Here is an 18,269-nt window from a genome sequence, read left to right as displayed (position 1 = left end):
AGGGTTCAGGGTATGTTCCAGACAACTTTCAAGCGGAGCCTCACTGGCATCGCAGCGTCGGCGCTCATCGCACTCTCCGTATCCGCTCAGGTCACGCCCTCGGCGTTCGCCCAGCGCTCGCCTCAAGCGACTGCTCAATTCCTGAGCAACCCCGGAGATCTTCTCGCCAAGTCGCCCAACGGCGGTGCTGAGCTTGTCGGCAGCGTGCGTGACCTGGTTTCGGGAGACGCTGCCACGCTCCAGCCGATCATCAATCTGATCGCGAACGCCAACAAGGACCAGAAGGCGGCGATCGGCGCGGGTCTGGCGCAGGCTGCCAAAATCGTTGTCCGTACCAATCCCGCGTTCGCGACGGAGATCCAGCAGGCGATCCTCAACACCAAGGACCAGGACGTCGTGCTCGCCTTCGCGGCCGGCGCTGGCGACCGGCCGATCGGAGCCGCGGGTGGTGCCGGCGGTGGTGGTGCCGGCGGCGGTCAGACCAATCCGCTTCAGTTCGGCGCGGGTAGCGGCGGTGGTGCGGAAAAGATCGGCGGAAACGGCACCAACACCAATCCGTTCAGCTACACATCGGGCGTTAGCGGGTTGGGAAATACGTTCACGAACAACACGTCCGGCACCGTTTCGAGTTCGGTAAGCCCGTAAGGGGAATGTCGGCGCAATCCGTATTCGAACCACATGCCGGCTTTGACCGGCATGTGCTGTTGCGTGATCAACAGGCGAGCCTCGCGAACCGCCGCATCACAATGATCAAAAAATGCTCCAGCTTCTGAAGCCTGAGGAAAACGAAGTCGACCGTGCGGACTATGTCTCGCCCGACCAGATGTTCGCAGCTGCCCTCGGTTTCCTTCGCCGCCAGTATCCCGTCTTTCTGGTGACGATGCTGATCACCCTTGCCTTGGGTGCGGCTTACCTCGTGGTGGTCCGCTCGACCTATACGGCGCAGGCGACGATCATCATCGACACAAGAAAGCTTCAACCCTATTCGTCCCAGAACTCTCTGTTCACAGAAATCCCCGTGGACTCGCCCGCGGTGGACAGCCAACTCGAGCTGATCAAGTCCGACAACATTGCGCGATCTGTCATCCGCGATTTGCACCTGGCGGACGAGCCCGAATTCTCTCGCTACGGCGGGGGCTTTATCGGCAATATGCTCTACTATTTCTACCAACTGTTTGAACCAGGTGAGGAGTCGCAGGACGAGATCGAGCGACGCGCCCTGCGCGAATTCTCCAACAATCTCTCGGCCAAGCGCGTAGGTGTAACCTACGTGATCGAGATTGCTTATCGCTCCGCCCTGCCCGGACGGGCCGCTCAGGTCGCCAACGCCGTGGCCGAGGCCTACATCAACGATCAGCTCGACGCCAAGTACCAGTCGGCACGCCGTGCCGGCGACTGGTTGTCCAGCCGAATCCAGGAGCTCAAGCAGCAGGCGCTCTCGGCCGACCGGTCGATTGTCGACTTCAAGAACAAGAACAACATCATCGATGCTGGCGGGCGATCGATTTCCGAACAGCAGGTCGCCGAGCTAAACAGTCAGTTGCTTACCGCACGGACGGTCACCACGGACGCGCGCGCCCGCCTCGATCGCATCGAACAGATTATGAAGTCCGATGTTCGCGATGCGACCGTGACGGATACGCTGCGAAACGAAGTCGTGAGCAAATTGAGATCGCAGTATCTGGAGATCGCCAATCGTGAGGCCGATCTTTCGATGAGGTACGGAACAAGCCATCTGGCCGCGGTCAATCTGCGTAACCAGATGCGCGAAATCGCCAAGTCGATCACGGCGGAACTCGGTCGCCTCGCCGAGACCTACAAGAGCGACTACGAGATCGCCAAGCAGCGTGAGGATGAAGCCCAACGCGCGCTCGATGCCGCCGTCTCCCGATCTCAAATCGGCGGCCAGGCTCAAGTTCAGCTGAAGGAGCTCGAGAGCAACTCCCAGACCTACCGCTCGATGTACGAGACGTTCCTGCAGCGCTACACGGAATCGATCCAGCAGCAGTCGTTCCCGATCACCGAGGCACGCATCATATCGAGCGCCGGCCGGCCGTCCAAGCGCAGCAGCCCCAAGACCATTCTCGTTCTCTCGATCTCTTGCGCAGGAGGCCTGATGCTGGGCTTTGGCATCGGTCTCATGAGGGACCTGTCCGATCGGGTGGTGCGTACCAGCGACCAGGTGGAGCGACTGCTCGGAACCGACTGCCTCGCGACCCTTCCCGTGCTTGCGGCACCTGTTGTTCGGCCCGGCGATGCTCCGCCGTCACCGCAGGAGATGCGGGCGGAGGCCGGAGCTTTCTGGGCCGTGGTCAGTTCGCCGTTCTCAAGATATGCCGAGGGACTCCGATCGATAAAGTCCGCGATAGACCTCAACAGCCGGATACGCACCGGCCGCATCGTGGGCCTGTCCTCGGCGCTTCCCGGAGAGGGAAAATCGACCACTGCTGCAGGCCTTGCGCTGCTCAGCGCGCAGTCCGGGCACAAGGTGATTCTGATCGACGCGGACCTTCGAAATCCAGCCCTGACCAAGTTGATGGCACCAAACGCGGCCGCCGGCCTGATCGACATTGTCACGGGGCAACGCAGGTTTGAGGACGTCGTCCTGCGTGAGGGTACGACCGGACTGGATTTCGTGCCCACCGTGATCCATGCGCCGATCGCACACACGAGCGAGATCCTCGCGTCCGAGGGCATGAAGTCGCTCGTCGAGCGCCTCAGCAGCACATACGACTATGTCATCGTCGACCTCTCCCCGCTGGCGCCTGTGATCGACGTCCGTTCGACCGGGCATTTCATTCCCACCTATGTCCTGGTCGTCGAGTGGGGCAAAACCAATATTGATGTCCTCGAACGTGCATTGGCGAATGCCCGGCCGGTTCGAGAACATCTACTTGGCGTGATCATGAACAAGGCCGACACGAATCTCTTGAAGCGATATGAAGGATACGGGACCAGCTATTACTACGACCCCAAGTACTCACAGCCGGGCTAGTTGGTTGAGGAAGGGCGACTTACCGGGCGCAGTCGCGACTGGGATCACCCGTCTGCTTGTGACGGTGTTGGCGCTGGGCGGGCTGGCCTGGTCTGCCGCGATGTTGCCGACGTCCTGGCGGCAGTTGCCGCTAGAGCAATTTTCGAACCGTATCACTCGCGGCGAGACCTTCCCAGTCGACCGGCTGGAAGAGAAACTCCGGCTTTATCGCGAGACAAGCAAATTGGTCCGCTGCAATGCTAGCGCAAGCCACGACATGGCAGTCGTAGATCTGGCGATCGTCCGGGGGCAATTCGACGCCTCATCGAAAACCGACGCCGCTCTAGAGCGCGGCAGAAACACCGTCGTGGAAGCGCTGTCGTGCCTGCCCTCAGATCCGTATCTATGGTTTTCGCTGTTTCAGATTGAAAGCCTTCGCATGGGTCTCCGGCAGGAATACCTCCGTTATCTCGACATGTCGTACCAAGTCGGACCTAACGAGGGCTGGCTCGCAATCCCCAGAAATCGCGCAGCCTTTGCGATCTTACCGGCTCTTTCCGAAACGCTTCAGTCGAAAGTCATCGACGAGTTCTGCTTGCTGCTGCGAAGCGAACTTTATGCCGAGGCGATCGAGATATTCCTCGGCGCGGCCCGACTTCACCAAGCTCAACTGGTGAAACGGATGGACAGCGTCCCAGCCAAGAACCGGCAGATATTTGCGGTCCAGCTTGCGCGCAAAGGGATCGATGCTCGCATTCCGGGAACATCCGTCGTTGTTCGCTGAGGCGCCCTGAAGCAACGCGAAATCGCAGCGCTTGCAGCATTTCGATGGACCGGCTCCAGAATACCTCGCCAGCACTGGCCTGTCATCTCTGCAAATTGGCCTCATTAGATCGTGGTGGAAGGCCTCGTTCGTCCCACCAACTGAACCATGAAAGCCGCCTTGATTACCGGATGGTTCCAAACACATCTGATCATAATGGCCAGACCTGCGCTCATGACAGCGTCCATGGCGAGCAGTACGCCCTCTTGCCCCCAGATTTTGAAGAGCACGCAAGCAATGGGCACATAAATGAGCGATTGCCATACCTGTAGCCTCGCAGCCTCCCTTATATTGGACGTACCGATGAGCAAAGCCGAGAAAAAGAACTGCAAGGCGCTCAGAACAACCAGCAAAGCTGCTGCCGTCAAAAACAGGCGGTCCAGTTCGATCGTCGTACGTAGCCAAATTGACAGTGCCAGATTGCCAAATAGCCAGAAAACTCCTCCCCCCAGACAAGATCCGGCCAGCAACACTGCCCCGCTAAGTCGCACAATCCGCGCCGCCGTCAGTTCGTCTCGCATCTTCAGCTTTGTCGCTAGGATATTTGACAACGGATACGTAAACGCAACGACGAGTCCCCCGTAAGATTGCATCAACCGCATGAATATCCCAAGCTCTATAACGGCATCGGGCCCTGCAATTAAACCGAAAAGGCCCGTAGCGAGCTGGTACAGGATACCTATCCCAAGGCTGATGATGGTGAAATGAACCGAGCTTAGCAGCAAGCGTCGGGCGATCCGCGGCTTCCATCTCCATTCGCTGGAAAACAGGTCTCGATTGCGACGTACGACGTCTAGCGCATGGAACACCGACCCGAACAGGAAGCCGAGACTAAGAAGAACAGCGGCGAAAACGATCGACGGATGGGCCGGAAACACAAAGAGTAGCAACGCGAACGACACTGCATAACTCGCCACCTGAAACAGATAGAGGCGATGCAACTGATGGTGCCCTGCATCTATTCCCTCAAAAATGGAAAGGAAGAACCAAAGCGCCAGGCCGAAAAAGACCACCAGAACCGTGACAATAGACTCGCTGTAGTTTGCGAGAATCGTCTCATTTACTGGCACCATCCACATAAAAACCATCAATGCTGCCGCAGCAGCACCAAACAATAGGAGGTTGATAACTGCTGAGAGTGCTGTAGCAAGCGAAACAGTCTCGGTCTTGAAGGCACTCGTACTCCGGCGGGTTCGTGCAACGGTATTTGCAATCACCCGTCCCATGCCAACATTGGCAAACCCAATCCACGAGCTGATACTCAAAATGACGAGCAGAAGGCCGAACCGCGACGGTCCCAGCTCGGCTAGAACTATTGGAGTGCCCACCAAATTCAAAAGGATCGCGAGCAGCCTGGCGAGCCATCCTGCCGCGGCGGAGAACAGGATTGCTTTCATATTTGGACCGCGTACCGCTTTAACCAGCCACTCCCGTCAATGGATGACTGCGTTCGTGCGGGAGAAGAACTTGGCGGTCTCCGGCACATTGCGAATGTGAACCGCAGGATTTCCGGCAATTAAGGAATACGATTCCGGCTTTGCATGACCGACAACCGAACCGGCGCTGACGAGACAATAGCTCGGAATCTTAACCCCCTTCGTGATCAGCGAACCAGTTCCCACCATAGTATAGTCGCCGACAATGATCGGAGTACAAGTTTGCCTACACGAGAGCGGCTCGATGCCGTGCGTGATCAACTGTGAGCGAACTCCAGCGAGTCCGCTGTACATACCGAATTCCACCCGGTCGGAGCAATCGATATAGTGCTGGTGTGCAACCATGCTCGCGCGCTTCATCAGCAGCTCCGATCGTCGTCCCGGGTTCTTCCTAAAGAACAGAGAGTTCAGCTTTCGGGATAGCCCGGTAATCCAGTTGAAATTGCCAATGATCGCCTCCTCATGCATTTCCAACTTATCGAGGCGGCCGATGTAATTAAAATGACCGAGAGAAGCTCCCTTCGCCAAGATAACTTCATCGGCAAGAAGAATCGAAAAGCCAATGCGAGAGTTTGCGTCGAGGGAAAAGCCAAAGAGAATATTCAGGGCCCAGCGACGAAGGGGCCACGGCACGAAAAACAATAAGATTTGAATGCCCGCCTTTAACATTTTCAATGCGCTCCTGCAACGATAAAACCGTCTTGGACGAATGGATTTGGTCGCTATCACTCAATATTGGGCAGCGAATTCAGGGCACCGGCATCCCATACAGCAAGTATTCGCCCACCTGAAACCCCATCGTCCCTGAGCTGGAGCTTCGGAGCGGGAAGACCAAATGGAGACCGCATAAGATTAATTCTCCGAAAGTCACCATCCCGAATGTCCGAATTGAACCACATAGAACTATCGCTGGTGAGCAAGACGTACCGAAAGTTTGCAGACCTTATGTTTCTGAGGAGCGCAAGAGCATTCTTGAACGAAAGGTGAAAGAGCACTTCACGGCATATCGCCACGTCACCCCAGCGCTCGAGAGGCTGCTTCGTCGCATCCATGCAAGAAAAGCGCCTTCTCGCATGCGCGTAAACCTCATTATGAGAAGCAATCAACGACGGAACGATGTCGATGCCGAGGTAGTCGAAGTCGCCAGCAACTCGAGACATCCAGTTAAAATCGCCACAGCCGATATCCACCAGCCCGGTGCATTCGACATCCCGCAGGAATTCTGAGAGCTGGCGGGTCAATGGGTCGGTGGCCAACCGGGAAGAACCCAAACCTGAAAGACTCGCCTGCTCTGCGCTTTCGATCCAGACCCCATTCACGTAAATTTCCGAGAATACTTTATCGAGTTGGGCCTCTCGCATGTGGCTCGTATCACGACCACGCAGGCGTCTCGCAACATTGATGATTTCGTCTGCACCGAGCCGAAACAATACGTGGCGGACAATCTCCTTGCAGGACTGCAAATGATCTAGCGGCATATGAAGAATCCGACGTTATACCGTGCTGACGGCTAAGAGACGTCAGCCACGGGCTGTTGTGATGACTGCCCTCGCGGCAATCTTGCATGACGCAGTGAAGTTGAAACGTAACGCCGCCTAGTCGGAGGCGTGTAAGCTAGAAAAAGCATAAAGAAGAAAGAACCGATAAACCCGATGTTGTAGTTGTCCGGCTCAAACCACTGGATCAGGAGCGTAGACGTGACCGCCAGCCCACAGAGCAACGTCCTGCGATCATTGCGCTTCGTGCCGATCCAGACGAGATAAATTCCGCGGCCGGCGACAACGAGTAGCAAGAGGCCACCGAGCAAGAGGCCAAAGTCCATGAAGTAGGACAAGACCCCACTATGGACTGCATGCAGATTATATCGACTGGAACGGAAGCCATATCCGAAGAATACATACTCGTCGATTGCTCCGAAGAAAGCGTTCCAGGACTCTGCACGCCCGGTAAATCCCGACAGAATTCCTCGATCTGGATCGAAAAGCGCCAGATCACTCGTGATCTTGTCAATCAGCCGGTCTGTGTCGGTAATAAACGGCAGGATCAAAAGGGCGACGGGGAAGATAATCATGCAAATTGCGAGCATGCGAACGTTGATAATTTGCTGCGCGCGACCGAAGAGTGATCGGCAATTCACAAAGGCGAGATACCCAAGGTAAAACAACAGCGTCGCTATCATGATAGTTCGCGCACTAACTATGTAAGTTGCGGCGAAGCAGACCACAAATACAGGCAAGCTCACTCGTTTAACTACTAAAGAGTGGAGCACCAACGCAATATAGGCGTATCTGGCATAGTGATTGGGGTGAATCAGGCCGACCCATCTGTACTCGTGGAAACCTTGAACGACCGCGGCCGCGCTGAGGGAAATAGCCAACGCCAGAAATGCCATCGCGAGCGCATTATCAACACTCTGCGCAGGTGCCTGCCAAAAGCAGAGACAGAGCAGGAACGCGCCCAGCGTGACGACGTACTGGACAATTTGCCCAGACGACTCGATATACTTCGCTGCCGCCACTGACGCGAGGACGATCAGGCCCGAATAGATCAGCAGGAAGATCAGTATCGGTTGCGATCGGCGGATCGCGGCATACGTTCCGTGACGAGCAAATATTAACAAGCCCAGCAAGAGCGCAGGAACAGCAACGAGGAGGCTGAATCCTCCAACGTCTGCCTGGGTGGTAAATCCACTCCGCAAATCCATAAGCTGAGCCGGGGTCGCCTTGATGCCAGGATAACAGATTGCGACGACATAGAAGCTGAAGCCGAGCCCAGCCGCATTGAATGCGCCGCCTCGCACAAGGTTGCGCAGGATCGCGAGATTCTCGGAGACAAAGACGGGTAATCTCATCGCGGGCGGCCCCCGGGCGGGGCTGTCTGGAGGAAAAGAAAATCCGCCTGCACCGGGCCATGTCGCGGATCGACGTACTGATTATAGACTCCTGCCAGCCGAAATCCATGTTCCTCGGCCCAACGCGAGATGTCGCCGAACAACGGCTGGCCCTCATACAGCTGTATGAACGAGCACTCGATGTAGAGGGCCTGAAATTGGTTAATGAGATCGGCAGAGCCTTGCAGCACGTCGAGTTCCCCCCCCTGAACGTCCACCTTTAGGAGCGCTGGCCCCCGGATAGCTCCTGCCTCTAGGCAATCCGACAGCCTGCAAACGGCAATCTCGTCCTTTCGGGCGGTCTGCCCTCCGAATATCTCGCTTTGGGCCGATCCCGGCTTCAGGAGTGACGAAGAATCGTCACGGCTCGTAACGTAAATGCTGGCTGGCCCGGCGGTTGGACCGATGGCGCAGGGGAAGAGCCGGACCTTGTCATCTTGGCCGAGAGCTACGGTGAAGCGGGCGGCAGGCTCCGCGAGTGGCTCGAAGGAATAGATGCGCGCCTGAGGAAACAGGCGCCGGGCCATGACCGCGAACTGCCCCCTGTTTGCGCCGACATCCACGACTGTCTGAAAGGAAAGCCGCGACAGCGCCTCGATGTGCTCGATGGCGGGAGCTATTCGCATGCTCAATAACCGCCACAGAGACGGACGAAGCGCGCAAAACACGCCCTTCTGGATGGTGATCAATTGCATTCTGTGGAAATCCTCTTCCTCACACGTACGACCAGGAACTCAACCATAGGCCTGTCGGTATCGATCGGACGTGGCTCGGGCGTCGAAGGTCGCGCCGCTATAGCGGAGGGCTCCCTCGCTCAACTCGGACCACGCCTCCGGACCCATCGCGTGAATCGCCTCGAGCTTCTCGACGAAGGAGTTCGGCGCTGAAAGCGAGAGCGCCCAGCCCGCGTTGCTCGCCGCGACGTCGGTCCAGGGGCTCCTGTCACTGATCACAACGGGCAGTCCGAGCGAAAGTGCCTCGACGATCGAATGGCCGAAATTCTCGCCAAGCGTTGGATGCAGGAGAACGTCATAATCCGCAAGCTGCGCGAACAGTTCGTCCTTGGGCAGATTCCCCTTGAACGTGACGTCGCATTGTCCGGTTCCGGCCCGCACCATCTCGATGCATTGTTTCGCATAAGCACTGTCGTCGATCTCGCCAAAGATATCGAGCGAGGACGCAACGGTGAGGCGACGCACGATGTCGAGCGCAAAGGTGACGTTCTTCTGCACTGTGACGCGACCAACCATCGCCATCCTGAGCCGCGCTGGCTGCTTCTCCCTCCTGGTCAGCCGAAGCGCACCGCCCTCGACGAACTGCGAAACCATCAGCACGTTTTGGGAACGAAGGTGATTGCGGCGAATGTCGTGCACTTCCGCCGGAGAGCCCGCGAGGTGAATGACCCCGCGATATAGGTCGATCAGATCGGCCAGCCGGCAAAACAGCCGCTTCTTCAGAGCGGACGCGGACATGATCACATCCATGAAGATGCCGTGCGGCGTGTGGAAGACTCGCTTGTTCCCGAGGAATCCCAAACGGTTCAGGATGAGAGTGGGGATCGCGACCAGTGGGTCGAAGGCACACTGAATGTCGACGACGTCGAAATCTTCCCTGACGCGATCGAAGAGAACGCGCAATCCGGCGATCCCCGTTGGGATATACTCCACCGTGGCAGTCCCCATCCGCTCGCGATGAAGCTGCGTTTCGAACATGGGGACGCCGCTGGTGAAGTCATAATTGAGCGTCACCAGATGAAAATCATAATCTTCCGACATGTTGTGCAAGAGGTTGCGGATCGCCGTGGCAGGTCCAAGATGCGACAACGACGGAAAAAAAGACCGATAAATGATCAGAACACGCTTCTTTGTCATCTGAACTCGGACAGGGTTGCAGGGCGATCCCCCGGCAGCTGGGCTCCAGCCCGATCCGGCCCACGCAGTGGAATGCGCTCGGTCAAGCCGTGGCGATCGAGTTCAGATGAAACGAGCGCGAGGGTCTCGTCCAATTGCGCCGGCGCAATCCAGTTGCGCATGCGCTCGAGAAGCTGAAGGCTGCCCCGGTACACGACAGCACTGTTGTTCCGGACCTCGGCCGTGGGAATGTTGCCGTCAGAGGCCGTGATGGACCCGGCGCCCACAAACTTGTTTCCTTCGATCAGATTTCTTTCAGGGCGGAGAAGGTCCGACCCCTTATAGCCGGCGAGTTCGGGATAACGGCTTGCCCAAGGCTCCTTGGCTACGGGCAAGCTGTACAGATTCCGAACGCTGAGCCCATTTGGAACTTGCATATGATCGTTTCGCCATACCTGCCACCACGATGCATATCCCAATGCGGCGCTCCAAATCGATGGCGAACTTAGAACGAAGAGGTTTGATAGTAACTTGTTATCCTTACCGCCATTCATCAGTATCCCGTATGGGATACCCACGATGACGTTGTCGGTGACGAGATTTCCGCTCGAAAACTCGTCAAGGTAAATTCCCCTCGCGTCGTTGAAATATTGCCCGCCCGTCCCAAGCAATATGTTTCGGCGAATGATGGTGCCTTGGCTGGTGAAGTCGCGCGCGCTGTAGATGAAACCGGAATCGCCCGCTTCGGTGAGAAGCTGGACCATGAGGTTGTCCTCAATGACGTGATCGTTCCCGGAATAAAGGATTCCGAACTGAGGTCCGTTGAAGATGACCGTTCGGCGCACACTCATTTCGACGCCGTCCATTTGCACCGCCGGCGAAAAGGTACGGTAGATCAGGGAGAAGTCCTGGATGCTACTATCCTCGATCGAGATGCGCCCCGGCGTCAGGCTCGCGCGGTCTCCGCCCGACAGCCATGCCCCTCGTCCACCGACCCAGCGAATGCTGGCATGATCAATCCGGCAGTCATTCGAGTTCGCATACGTAATTCCATCGGCGCCCGCCAGCTGAAGTATGATGTTCGAGAAGTTAATCGTCGAACTTTCGCGCACTGTCACGGCGGTTCCGATCGCAAGTTCGAAGACGACGTCACGAACGGTCAAATTCCGGGATCCGGAAACCGTCAGCAAGGTGTCGAGCACCGGCACTTCAAGGGTCTTGATCGGATCCTCGGAGCAGAAATTCAGCGTCCTCGTCGCGGCGTCATAGAAGAACGAGTTGCACTGGGCAAAAGTCGCCACGTTATAGAAGAAGACTCTCTCGGGCGGCTTGCCGTCCGCCCTCAACCTGTGCCGGTCCGTCTGCACTCCCCTCGAATTGACGGCGAGGGCCCGTGCGTTCACGAAGAGATAGGAATCGGTGAGATATCCGCCGAACCAAAGGTCGGGGGAGCGCCGCACTCCGTCTGGCAGGTCTGCGAACGACATAATCGCGGCGGAGTTCACAGGACCGTCGGCGATCTCGATCACTGGCAGGAACCCGCTATTGGGCCACCTCGTGGACCGCAGCACCTTCTTGCCATTGGCCCGTATCATTAACTGCCTTGGCGACACGCTGGCCAACTTCCGAAGTAGTTTATGCGCTACATCGCCGGGCAAATCCGAAAGCGGCAATGCGTACTCGTAGCGCCCATTCCCGGTACGTGTAGGCTTGAGGTATTTCTCTACGAATGCCGCGCCTGATATGCTGGTGCCACCAGCAGCGCCAGTGATAATGACGCGAGAGCCCGCGGCTTGTTCGAGACCAGAGATGACCAGGGGCTGGTCCAGGATCTGGGCTTCCGCTGGCAGATTGATATTGTAAGTCACCGGGCTGGTGCGTTGTTTCCCGTCCTTTCTTACGATCTCGATCGCTTCGGCGAGTGAGCCGGTCTTGATCGCCGCCTCCTGACCTGGAACATCTGCGCGGGCGCCTGCAACGTTAATGGAGACATCATCCGCCCTGCATCCGTTCGCCAGGACCGCCAACACCAATGCCATGAGCGACCTCGTAAAGCCCGCCGCGACAAGGGGGACTCGGCCGAACGGCATCACGGCGGAAATCATTTTGGCACTCGAATCGCGGGTATAAAGTCTTTTTGAGCCTGTCAGTGTCAGCATCCAGCTCATTGCCCTTGGAGAAAACCAGTTGGTCCTTAAGAAGCCGGGTAGTCAAACGTGCCTTGCGCTCTGCGTGATGGCGCAGTTTCTCGTCATTCCGAATGCCCAGGCCCAAATGCAGCGTTCCGGCGTTGGAGCTACGTTTGGAGTTGCCCGTCCGCCATCGGACGATCTCTCATCCCGCCAGCACCGCGGCCCGACGGGCGCTATTTGCCTCAGGCTGTCCGCGGCATCTCGCGCCCTTCCCAACAACGACCGCCTGTTCAACCATTGGATTTACGCGGAAAATACCTGCAGCGATCGCATCAGGGTGCAGGTATGCTACTATGGAACGCGTAGCTGCATCGAAATGGACCTTGGCGGCCGCGAGCGGAAAGAAGCCATCCTGGGAACCCTACCATCGACCAAGGATTTTCGGTATGAGTATTCGGAGCGGTTTTAGAGATTGACAGTGGACAGGATGAATGAGGGGACGCAGATGCTAAAGTCGATAGTTGCCGGTGCAGTGCTGATGATGTCCGCGGGGGCGGCGGTCGCAGCGGATTACTCCATCATTCCGCAGCCGCAGAACGTTGTGCCGCGCCGCGCGCTGGTCGACGTATGCCACGCCGAGCGATGCGGCCCCCGCGGCTGCCGGGTGGTCAATCTCTGTCGCTGCCCGGATCGCTATGCTTGCTACGGGCTGTACGACGCGTACCGTCCGTATGGCGGCACGGCCTTCCTCAGCGTCTACACTGAATACTGATCTCTGCGGTATTTTCGGGATGGGAGCGCAGAACTCCCGTCCCGTCAGGCTTGGCGGCATTGGTCGCGAAGCCTCAGCGTTCGCTTACCACGCGTTGCGATAGGTTTTGCCTGAAAACAGCGTTAGCAAGATGATCTTTACATCAAGCAGCAGCGACCAGTTGTCGATGTAATAAAGATCGTGCTCGATGCGGTTTTGCATCTTCTCAAGCGTGTTCGTTTCGCCCCTGTATCCGTTGACCTGAGCCCAGCCCGTCAGGCCGGGCTTGACCGTATGCCGGCGATCGAAGCTGTCGATGTGCGGCGTAAACAACTCGTTATGCGTGACCGCGTGCGGCCGCGGACCAACTACGGACATGTCGCCCCGAAGAATGTTCCAAAGCTGGGGCAACTCATCGATGCTGGTCGCGCGGAAGATGCGACCCATCCTGGTCACGCGCGGATCGCCCTTCGCCGCCTGACGGAATTCATCGCCTTCAGACACATACATCGTTCTGAACTTCAGGACGCGAATCGCTTCGTTGTTGTAGCCATGGCGGGTCTGGATAAAGAAAACCGGCCCGTTCGAATCGAGCTTCACCGCCAGCGCCGAGAGCAGTAGCAGCGGGGACATCACAACCAGTCCGGCAATCGCTACGACGATGTCGAACGTCCGCTTCACCAGGAGATCGAACATGGACAGCGGCTTGCGCGAGAGTGCGAAAGTGGCAAGACCGCCGATCTCGGCCGTCTGCGCGGTCGCCCAAAAGATGTCCCTGTGCGTCGGCACGGCATAGATGTCGGCGGGGATCTGCCTCAGAAGCGATAGCAGCATTCCAACGCTGCCGTCCTCGTGCTTTCTGTCGACGAGCAGAATGATGTTGTCGGGCCGCAGAAACCTGCAGCGCTCAACCAGACCGGCGCCGGTGGCGCGATCGAGAGCGGGCCTTGCGGACACAGCGTCCAAGAGAATCGGGCAAGAAAGAACTTCGATCCCGGCTCCCGATCTCCTCAGCTGATTCTCGTATTCTTCGCAATCGTCCTGATGCCCCACCAGCACCACACGCTGCTTTTGAAGGACTCCACTCTCGGCGGCCTTCTGAAAGGCGCGATAGGCAGCCAGCCGGACCATCCCGACCACCATTGAGCAAGTCACAAACTGCACGATCAAGGTGCCGCGGGAATAGACATCCGACAGCTTGAAAATGAACAGGAGCGACGTCAGGACGACGAACGTCATGGCAGCCGCTCCGACTCCAGCGGAGACGAACCGGATCTCGCGCTGCTTCTGCAAGTGCAGAAATTGACCTGCCATCGCGGCAATGCAGACTTCCGCGATTCCTACAAAGCAGGATGCCAGCAGGTAGACCTTCACCCGTAGACTCGGGGTCGAAGCCAGTTCGTGGTAGAGCCACGCCGACGCAAAGGCTGCCGCTGCCACGCAAAAGAACTCGACCGCGCCGATAGTGAAGAAAACGATACTGACGCGCCTCGAAAATGCCGCCCGCCGGGAGCGCAACATCAAGTCTTGGCCAATCCCGGCACAGCCACGAGAGGCGAAAACGCCTCCATCGTTCTCAATAGTACTCGCCACAGAAAACAACCACAAATGTGAAACTTGAAGGTAAGAATTTGCTAATGATATCTTACATAGAGCCTCCGGAAAAGATGCTTCCGAGTGCGGGCGCTGCTTATTTGTTGAGCATTATTGCGAGCGCCCGTTGAACCTTTTCCAAACACCGCTCGTTAATCCCCGAACGGGCTGCAAAGGGAACTGCGTCAGACTTTTTTAATGAAGATGAACCAAGACTGGGCCAGAGGTCCAAAATGGTCAGCGTCACCCTGCTTGCTACTGTGATCGGCTTGCTCGTCGGCAACGCCCGATACAACGTGTTTACGCTGTTACCCGCGCACCTCCTCATCTTCGCAATCGACGCGGCCCTTTGGCTCATGGGCGAGCTTGGCCCCTGGACCGCGGTGATGATGACCGTATTGACCGTCACGGGCTTGCAGGCGGGTTATCTCGCATCTGTGCTGTTGAGACTATCCAGAGATGACACGGTCCGCGCAAAAACCACCTTTGGCTTGCCCCGGTCGAATTTCTGATATTAGTGGTGTCCCGGCGGCTCCAACGTGCCTGTCGGAGGTCCTAATCGCTGCTACATCTGGGCATCGCGACTATGCAGGCTCTGCCCGACCAACGACTGCCGTCCGGCTTCAGCTCTCCCGCTCAACTGCGCTTTTACACAGTCGGGGACATCCATGGTCGGCTGGACCTGCTCGAGAGAGTCGATGCGAAGATCGACGACGACCTGAAACGGAGGCCGTGTGCACGTTCTGTGCGCGTCTTCCTGGGAGACTATGTAGATCGCGGGCCGCATTCCAGAGAGGTAATTGAATACCTAATTGGCCTTGAGGGGAAACATGACACCGTTTTCGTCCTGGGCAATCACGAGACATGCCTGACGACATTCATCGACATACCGGCGACCTTGCCCACGTGGCTTCAGGTCGGCGGGCAGGAAACCCTGATATCCTATGGGATCCATCCACCCCGTAACCTGAGCGAAGCCGACCAGTCGCGCTTGGCGGCAGAATTGGCACAAGCCCTGCCCGCCTCGCATCTGAACTTCTTTCGACGCCTGCGACCTTGCTTCGCCTTCGAGGGGCTTTTCTTCGTTCATGCCGGCGTGCGACCAGGAACCCCGCTCGCCGATCAATCGCTGGCCGATCTGTGCTGGATACGGGACGATTTTCTTCGGCATGACGGGCTATTCGAGAAGCTCGTCATCCACGGACACACACCCGTTCGAACCCCCGAAATTCGACCGAACCGGATTAATATCGACACCGGAGCCTATGCGACCGGGCAGCTAACGTGCCTATGGATTGAGGGCGATCGGATGGGATTTCTCTGAGTGCGACAGAAACTGCGGGTCCGGCACGAAGCATCATCGCGACCGGCGCAGGGTCCCGCCCGCGAGGATCAAACGTTGCGATCGCCGAGCGACGCCCAGAAGTTGGGGTTCTTCGGCGTCTGAATGCGGACCCAGCGGTACGGCCGCTTCGACCACGGCAAGATGTTGTCGGTCAGGTTGTCCAGAACAAGGTCGCCTTCGGACGTGCGCACCACGACAACGAGATGATGCTCGCCCCATCCTGTCACAACCTCACTCAAGAGTACGGAACGCGTGGGCCAACCCTTCTTGATGAGATCATGGCGCTTTGTCACCGCGTAGTCGTTGCAATCTCCCGCGACGGGATGTAGGAGCCATTTCTCGCCCGCAATCCCGTCAGGATTGGGCTGCGGCCGGATGGAACTGTTCACCTGCCGGTTGACGGCGCGCAGGTCTGCTAGACGCTCCTGAGTTAGCTTGAGCCGTCCTCCGCGAAAAACTATGCGGCGGGATTTGCACTCACTCTGGTACTTGAGGCAAAAAGCCGTGAAGGCCATCGGCGGCAGCGTCGGCGCGTCGAACTTGATATTCTGAATTGCACCGCGGAGCGACATCGGAGTTCCGACGAAGCCGGCCGTAGCGCTGTGCTGCATCCCCATTGCGAGCACCGCGGCCAGTAGAGTGATTGTTGCCTTGCGCATCTGAGCGCTCCCCACATGTTGTTCGGGAAACTTACAAGAAGCGTCTTGAAATAAGGCTCACGCGCTGGGGACCATTCGAATTAAAAGCCCGGCGCTTCGTTAGTCAAATGGAAAGGAAGCAGCTTCGGCCCGCAAACACCTGCATCCGCCGAGTACCTGCGGTAACGTGGGTCACATCTGACGGCATTGGGAAACGAAAGTCCCATTTTTAGCCGTCAGCCTCTCCAAACAATGGCGCGGATCCTTGACTTCGCCACCAATGACGAAGTCGTAGAGCTGCCCCTTGAGGACCAAGCCGTAACGGCCGGGCGACAGCCCAGCACCGCCGTTTTCCGGTTGAATCTCGTACATCTCGGCGTTCTCCTTGATGGGCGAGACACGATAGGGAAACGAGATGTTGCGGATGTACCACCCGTCATCGGGTGTCTCGACGGGTTTGCCAGCCGCATCATAGTTAATAGAGTGGGCCACCTTGGCGATAATCCGAAGTTCGGCTCGCTCAGGAATGTTCTGGGCCGCCTCGCGGCGATAGACGATGAACCTGGGGTGACCATCCTGAAGAACTGGCTGCTTAGTCAGTCCCATCGTCGGCGAAATGGCGACCCGGGCGTCCTGGGCCTTGTTCGGCAGCGGATCCAATTCGAAAAGCGTGTTTTCGCTCAATGCATAGACGCCGAAATCCGTCGGCAGCAAACGCGTCGGTTTCGCAGGCTCGACGGAGACAACCCTATCCGCGCGTTTGGGAGTGCCCACAGCAGAATTGGCAAGTTGCAGCCTTCTGCCCATCAGCACGAGATCGTCGCGATAAACGACCGCGAGCAGGCCGCAAACCAAGGACACAAGCACAGCCAGCGTCCGGACGGTCGCTGCGAGAGGGCCATTCCTGCGTTTGGAAGCGACGGAGCCAAATTCATGAGACGGGGCATCTGACCACACCGTCCTTGCGGTATCCCTCTCGGTTTGTCCCCTAAGGTCCGAAATCGCGAGGGGCGCGGGCGCCGCCCTCGGTGGAACAGGCAGCTGCAGCTCGGTATTCCTCGAAAAAGCCTCAACACCCTGGATTGCTACTTCCAGCGCCTCTCTGGCCTTCAACTCCTCGCTGGCGGGCATCCCCGAAGATTGCAGTTGCTCACTCAGCTTGTACCGCGCCAGGTCGTAAACCGTCTGGCGCAAACTGTCTTGGTCAGAGCTGACCGACGAAATGATTCGGGACAGAACCAGCGCGAATTCCACTTCGGCCATACGAGCGTCGCCGCCCTGACCTGGCCTCTGCTCCAGTTCGCGCTTAGTCATGGAAAAGTGCCGCTTCTCTTTGCTTAGTTGATACGCTGGGAGAGATCGTCGATCTTCCCGCCATTGGCGACGCTCCTATCGAGATGGATCCGCTGGTCCTGCGCCGATCGCTTGGCTCTGTCTGCTGCCGGGTTCCGAGGTTGGCGAGGTGGAAACGCCTTGGCAGCGGCTCCGTCGCAGGCGCGCGCCACCTTTGCCGAAATGACGAGTGCACTTTCCGACACCCCACGCATTGAAAAGCTCCGGAAATACCAATCGACAATCAAGGAACCGTAACAACAAATGGCGGCAAGCTAAAGCCGGGTTGTCGTACCATGTTTTCCGTTAATGCAGGTTGGGTAGGCGTCGCTAACGGGGAGAAATCGGCGCAAGGTCAGGAGGCTGACCGTCCGGACGACCCCGAAACAAGAAAAGCTCCTTGTCCGTGGCGATGATATCTCCAGGCTGCAAGGTGCCATCGTTAAGAACACGGTCCGTCGCAATCTTCTCGCGCGCCTCGGCAGGAGACGATCCGGGAACGGCC

17 protein-coding genes are annotated in these 18,269 nt (G+C 57.6%); 7 read left to right on the top strand and 10 right to left on the bottom strand.

Annotated features, from left to right (window positions below; all coding sequences use genetic code 11):
* The first annotated feature begins 12 nt into the window (after window positions 1–12).
* The 3 genes from K410_RS0110050 (at window position 13) to K410_RS36705 (ending at window position 3,758) form a co-directional block, all read left to right on the top strand.
* The gene (locus K410_RS0110050) at window positions 13–645 is read left to right on the top strand and encodes a hypothetical protein (protein ID WP_049820000.1); all 633 of its coding nucleotides are present in this window, start codon (window positions 13–15) and stop codon (window positions 643–645) included.
* Between the two features lie 112 nt (window positions 646–757).
* Window positions 758–2,995 (top strand): polysaccharide biosynthesis tyrosine autokinase, encoded by a 2,238-nt coding sequence (locus K410_RS0110045; RefSeq protein WP_028134719.1) that lies wholly within the window; start codon window positions 758–760, stop codon window positions 2,993–2,995.
* 4 nt (window positions 2,996–2,999) lie between these two features.
* A complete protein-coding gene (locus tag K410_RS36705; RefSeq protein WP_049819999.1) occupies window positions 3,000–3,758 on the top strand; it encodes a hypothetical protein in 759 nt (252 codons plus the stop codon).
* 104 nt (window positions 3,759–3,862) lie between these two features.
* Here K410_RS36705 and K410_RS0110035 read toward each other — a convergent pair whose 3' ends face one another.
* Genes K410_RS0110035 through K410_RS0110005 form a run of 7 tightly spaced genes read right to left on the bottom strand, consistent with a single transcriptional unit; the run spans window position 3,863 to window position 12,132 of the window.
* Complete coding sequence (locus K410_RS0110035) at window positions 3,863–5,194, bottom strand: MATE family efflux transporter (protein WP_028134718.1); 1,332 nt, start codon at window positions 5,192–5,194, stop codon at window positions 3,863–3,865.
* 36 nt (window positions 5,195–5,230) lie between these two features.
* A complete protein-coding gene (locus tag K410_RS0110030) occupies window positions 5,231–5,902 on the bottom strand; it encodes an acyltransferase (protein ID WP_028134717.1) in 672 nt (223 codons plus the stop codon).
* Between the two features lie 56 nt (window positions 5,903–5,958).
* Entirely contained in the window at window positions 5,959–6,711 is a 753-nt protein-coding gene (locus K410_RS36700) for a class I SAM-dependent methyltransferase (protein WP_049819998.1), read from the bottom strand.
* 32 nt (window positions 6,712–6,743) lie between these two features.
* A complete protein-coding gene (locus K410_RS0110020) occupies window positions 6,744–8,084 on the bottom strand; it encodes a hypothetical protein (protein WP_028134716.1) in 1,341 nt (446 codons plus the stop codon).
* Window positions 8,081–8,818 (bottom strand): FkbM family methyltransferase, encoded by a 738-nt coding sequence (locus K410_RS0110015; protein ID WP_049819997.1) that lies wholly within the window; start codon window positions 8,816–8,818, stop codon window positions 8,081–8,083. The genes K410_RS0110020 and K410_RS0110015 overlap by 4 nt, the downstream gene beginning before the upstream one ends.
* Before the next feature lie 39 nt (window positions 8,819–8,857).
* A complete protein-coding gene (locus K410_RS0110010) occupies window positions 8,858–9,994 on the bottom strand; it encodes a glycosyltransferase family 4 protein (RefSeq protein ID WP_028134714.1) in 1,137 nt (378 codons plus the stop codon).
* Window positions 9,991–12,132 carry a right-handed parallel beta-helix repeat-containing protein gene (locus K410_RS0110005; RefSeq protein WP_196236009.1) on the bottom strand — a complete coding sequence of 714 codons (2,142 nt, stop codon included), beginning with the start codon at window positions 12,130–12,132 and terminating at the stop codon, window positions 9,991–9,993. The genes K410_RS0110010 and K410_RS0110005 overlap by 4 nt, the downstream gene beginning before the upstream one ends.
* A gap of 28 nt (window positions 12,133–12,160) precedes the next feature.
* Here K410_RS0110005 and K410_RS39405 point away from each other — a divergent pair, with 28 nt between their 5' ends.
* Together K410_RS39405 and K410_RS0110000 are read left to right on the top strand one after the other, a co-directional pair.
* Complete coding sequence (locus tag K410_RS39405) at window positions 12,161–12,574, top strand: hypothetical protein (RefSeq protein WP_155253326.1); 414 nt, start codon at window positions 12,161–12,163, stop codon at window positions 12,572–12,574.
* 36 nt (window positions 12,575–12,610) lie between these two features.
* Entirely contained in the window at window positions 12,611–12,877 is a 267-nt protein-coding gene (locus K410_RS0110000; RefSeq protein ID WP_155253325.1) for a hypothetical protein, read from the top strand.
* An 84-nt stretch (window positions 12,878–12,961) separates the two neighbouring features.
* On the opposite strand, the gene K410_RS36695 is transcribed toward K410_RS0110000, so the two are convergent.
* Window positions 12,962–14,377, bottom strand: coding sequence for an undecaprenyl-phosphate glucose phosphotransferase (locus K410_RS36695; protein WP_080672144.1), 1,416 nt, complete (start codon window positions 14,375–14,377; stop codon window positions 12,962–12,964).
* 305 nt (window positions 14,378–14,682) lie between these two features.
* Between K410_RS36695 and K410_RS0109990 the strand changes: the two genes are divergently transcribed.
* The gene (locus K410_RS0109990) at window positions 14,683–14,961 is read left to right on the top strand and encodes a hypothetical protein (protein ID WP_028134711.1); all 279 of its coding nucleotides are present in this window, start codon (window positions 14,683–14,685) and stop codon (window positions 14,959–14,961) included.
* Between the two features lie 74 nt (window positions 14,962–15,035).
* Complete coding sequence (locus K410_RS0109985) at window positions 15,036–15,773, top strand: metallophosphoesterase family protein (protein ID WP_049819995.1); 738 nt, start codon at window positions 15,036–15,038, stop codon at window positions 15,771–15,773.
* A 68-nt stretch (window positions 15,774–15,841) separates the two neighbouring features.
* Here K410_RS0109985 and K410_RS0109980 read toward each other — a convergent pair whose 3' ends face one another.
* Both K410_RS0109980 and K410_RS0109975 read right to left on the bottom strand, forming a co-directional pair.
* The gene (locus K410_RS0109980) at window positions 15,842–16,453 is read right to left on the bottom strand and encodes a transglutaminase-like cysteine peptidase (RefSeq protein WP_028134709.1); all 612 of its coding nucleotides are present in this window, start codon (window positions 16,451–16,453) and stop codon (window positions 15,842–15,844) included.
* A 171-nt stretch (window positions 16,454–16,624) separates the two neighbouring features.
* Window positions 16,625–17,746 carry a hypothetical protein gene (locus K410_RS0109975; protein WP_049819994.1) on the bottom strand — a complete coding sequence of 374 codons (1,122 nt, stop codon included), beginning with the start codon at window positions 17,744–17,746 and terminating at the stop codon, window positions 16,625–16,627.
* Between the last annotated feature and the right edge of the window lie 523 nt (window positions 17,747–18,269).

This window comes from Bradyrhizobium sp. 22 (assembly GCF_000482425.1).
In the GTDB taxonomy this organism is placed as follows: Bacteria; Pseudomonadota; Alphaproteobacteria; order Rhizobiales; family Xanthobacteraceae; genus Bradyrhizobium; species Bradyrhizobium japonicum_B.
This window is presented reverse-complemented; position numbering and strand designations above follow the sequence as displayed.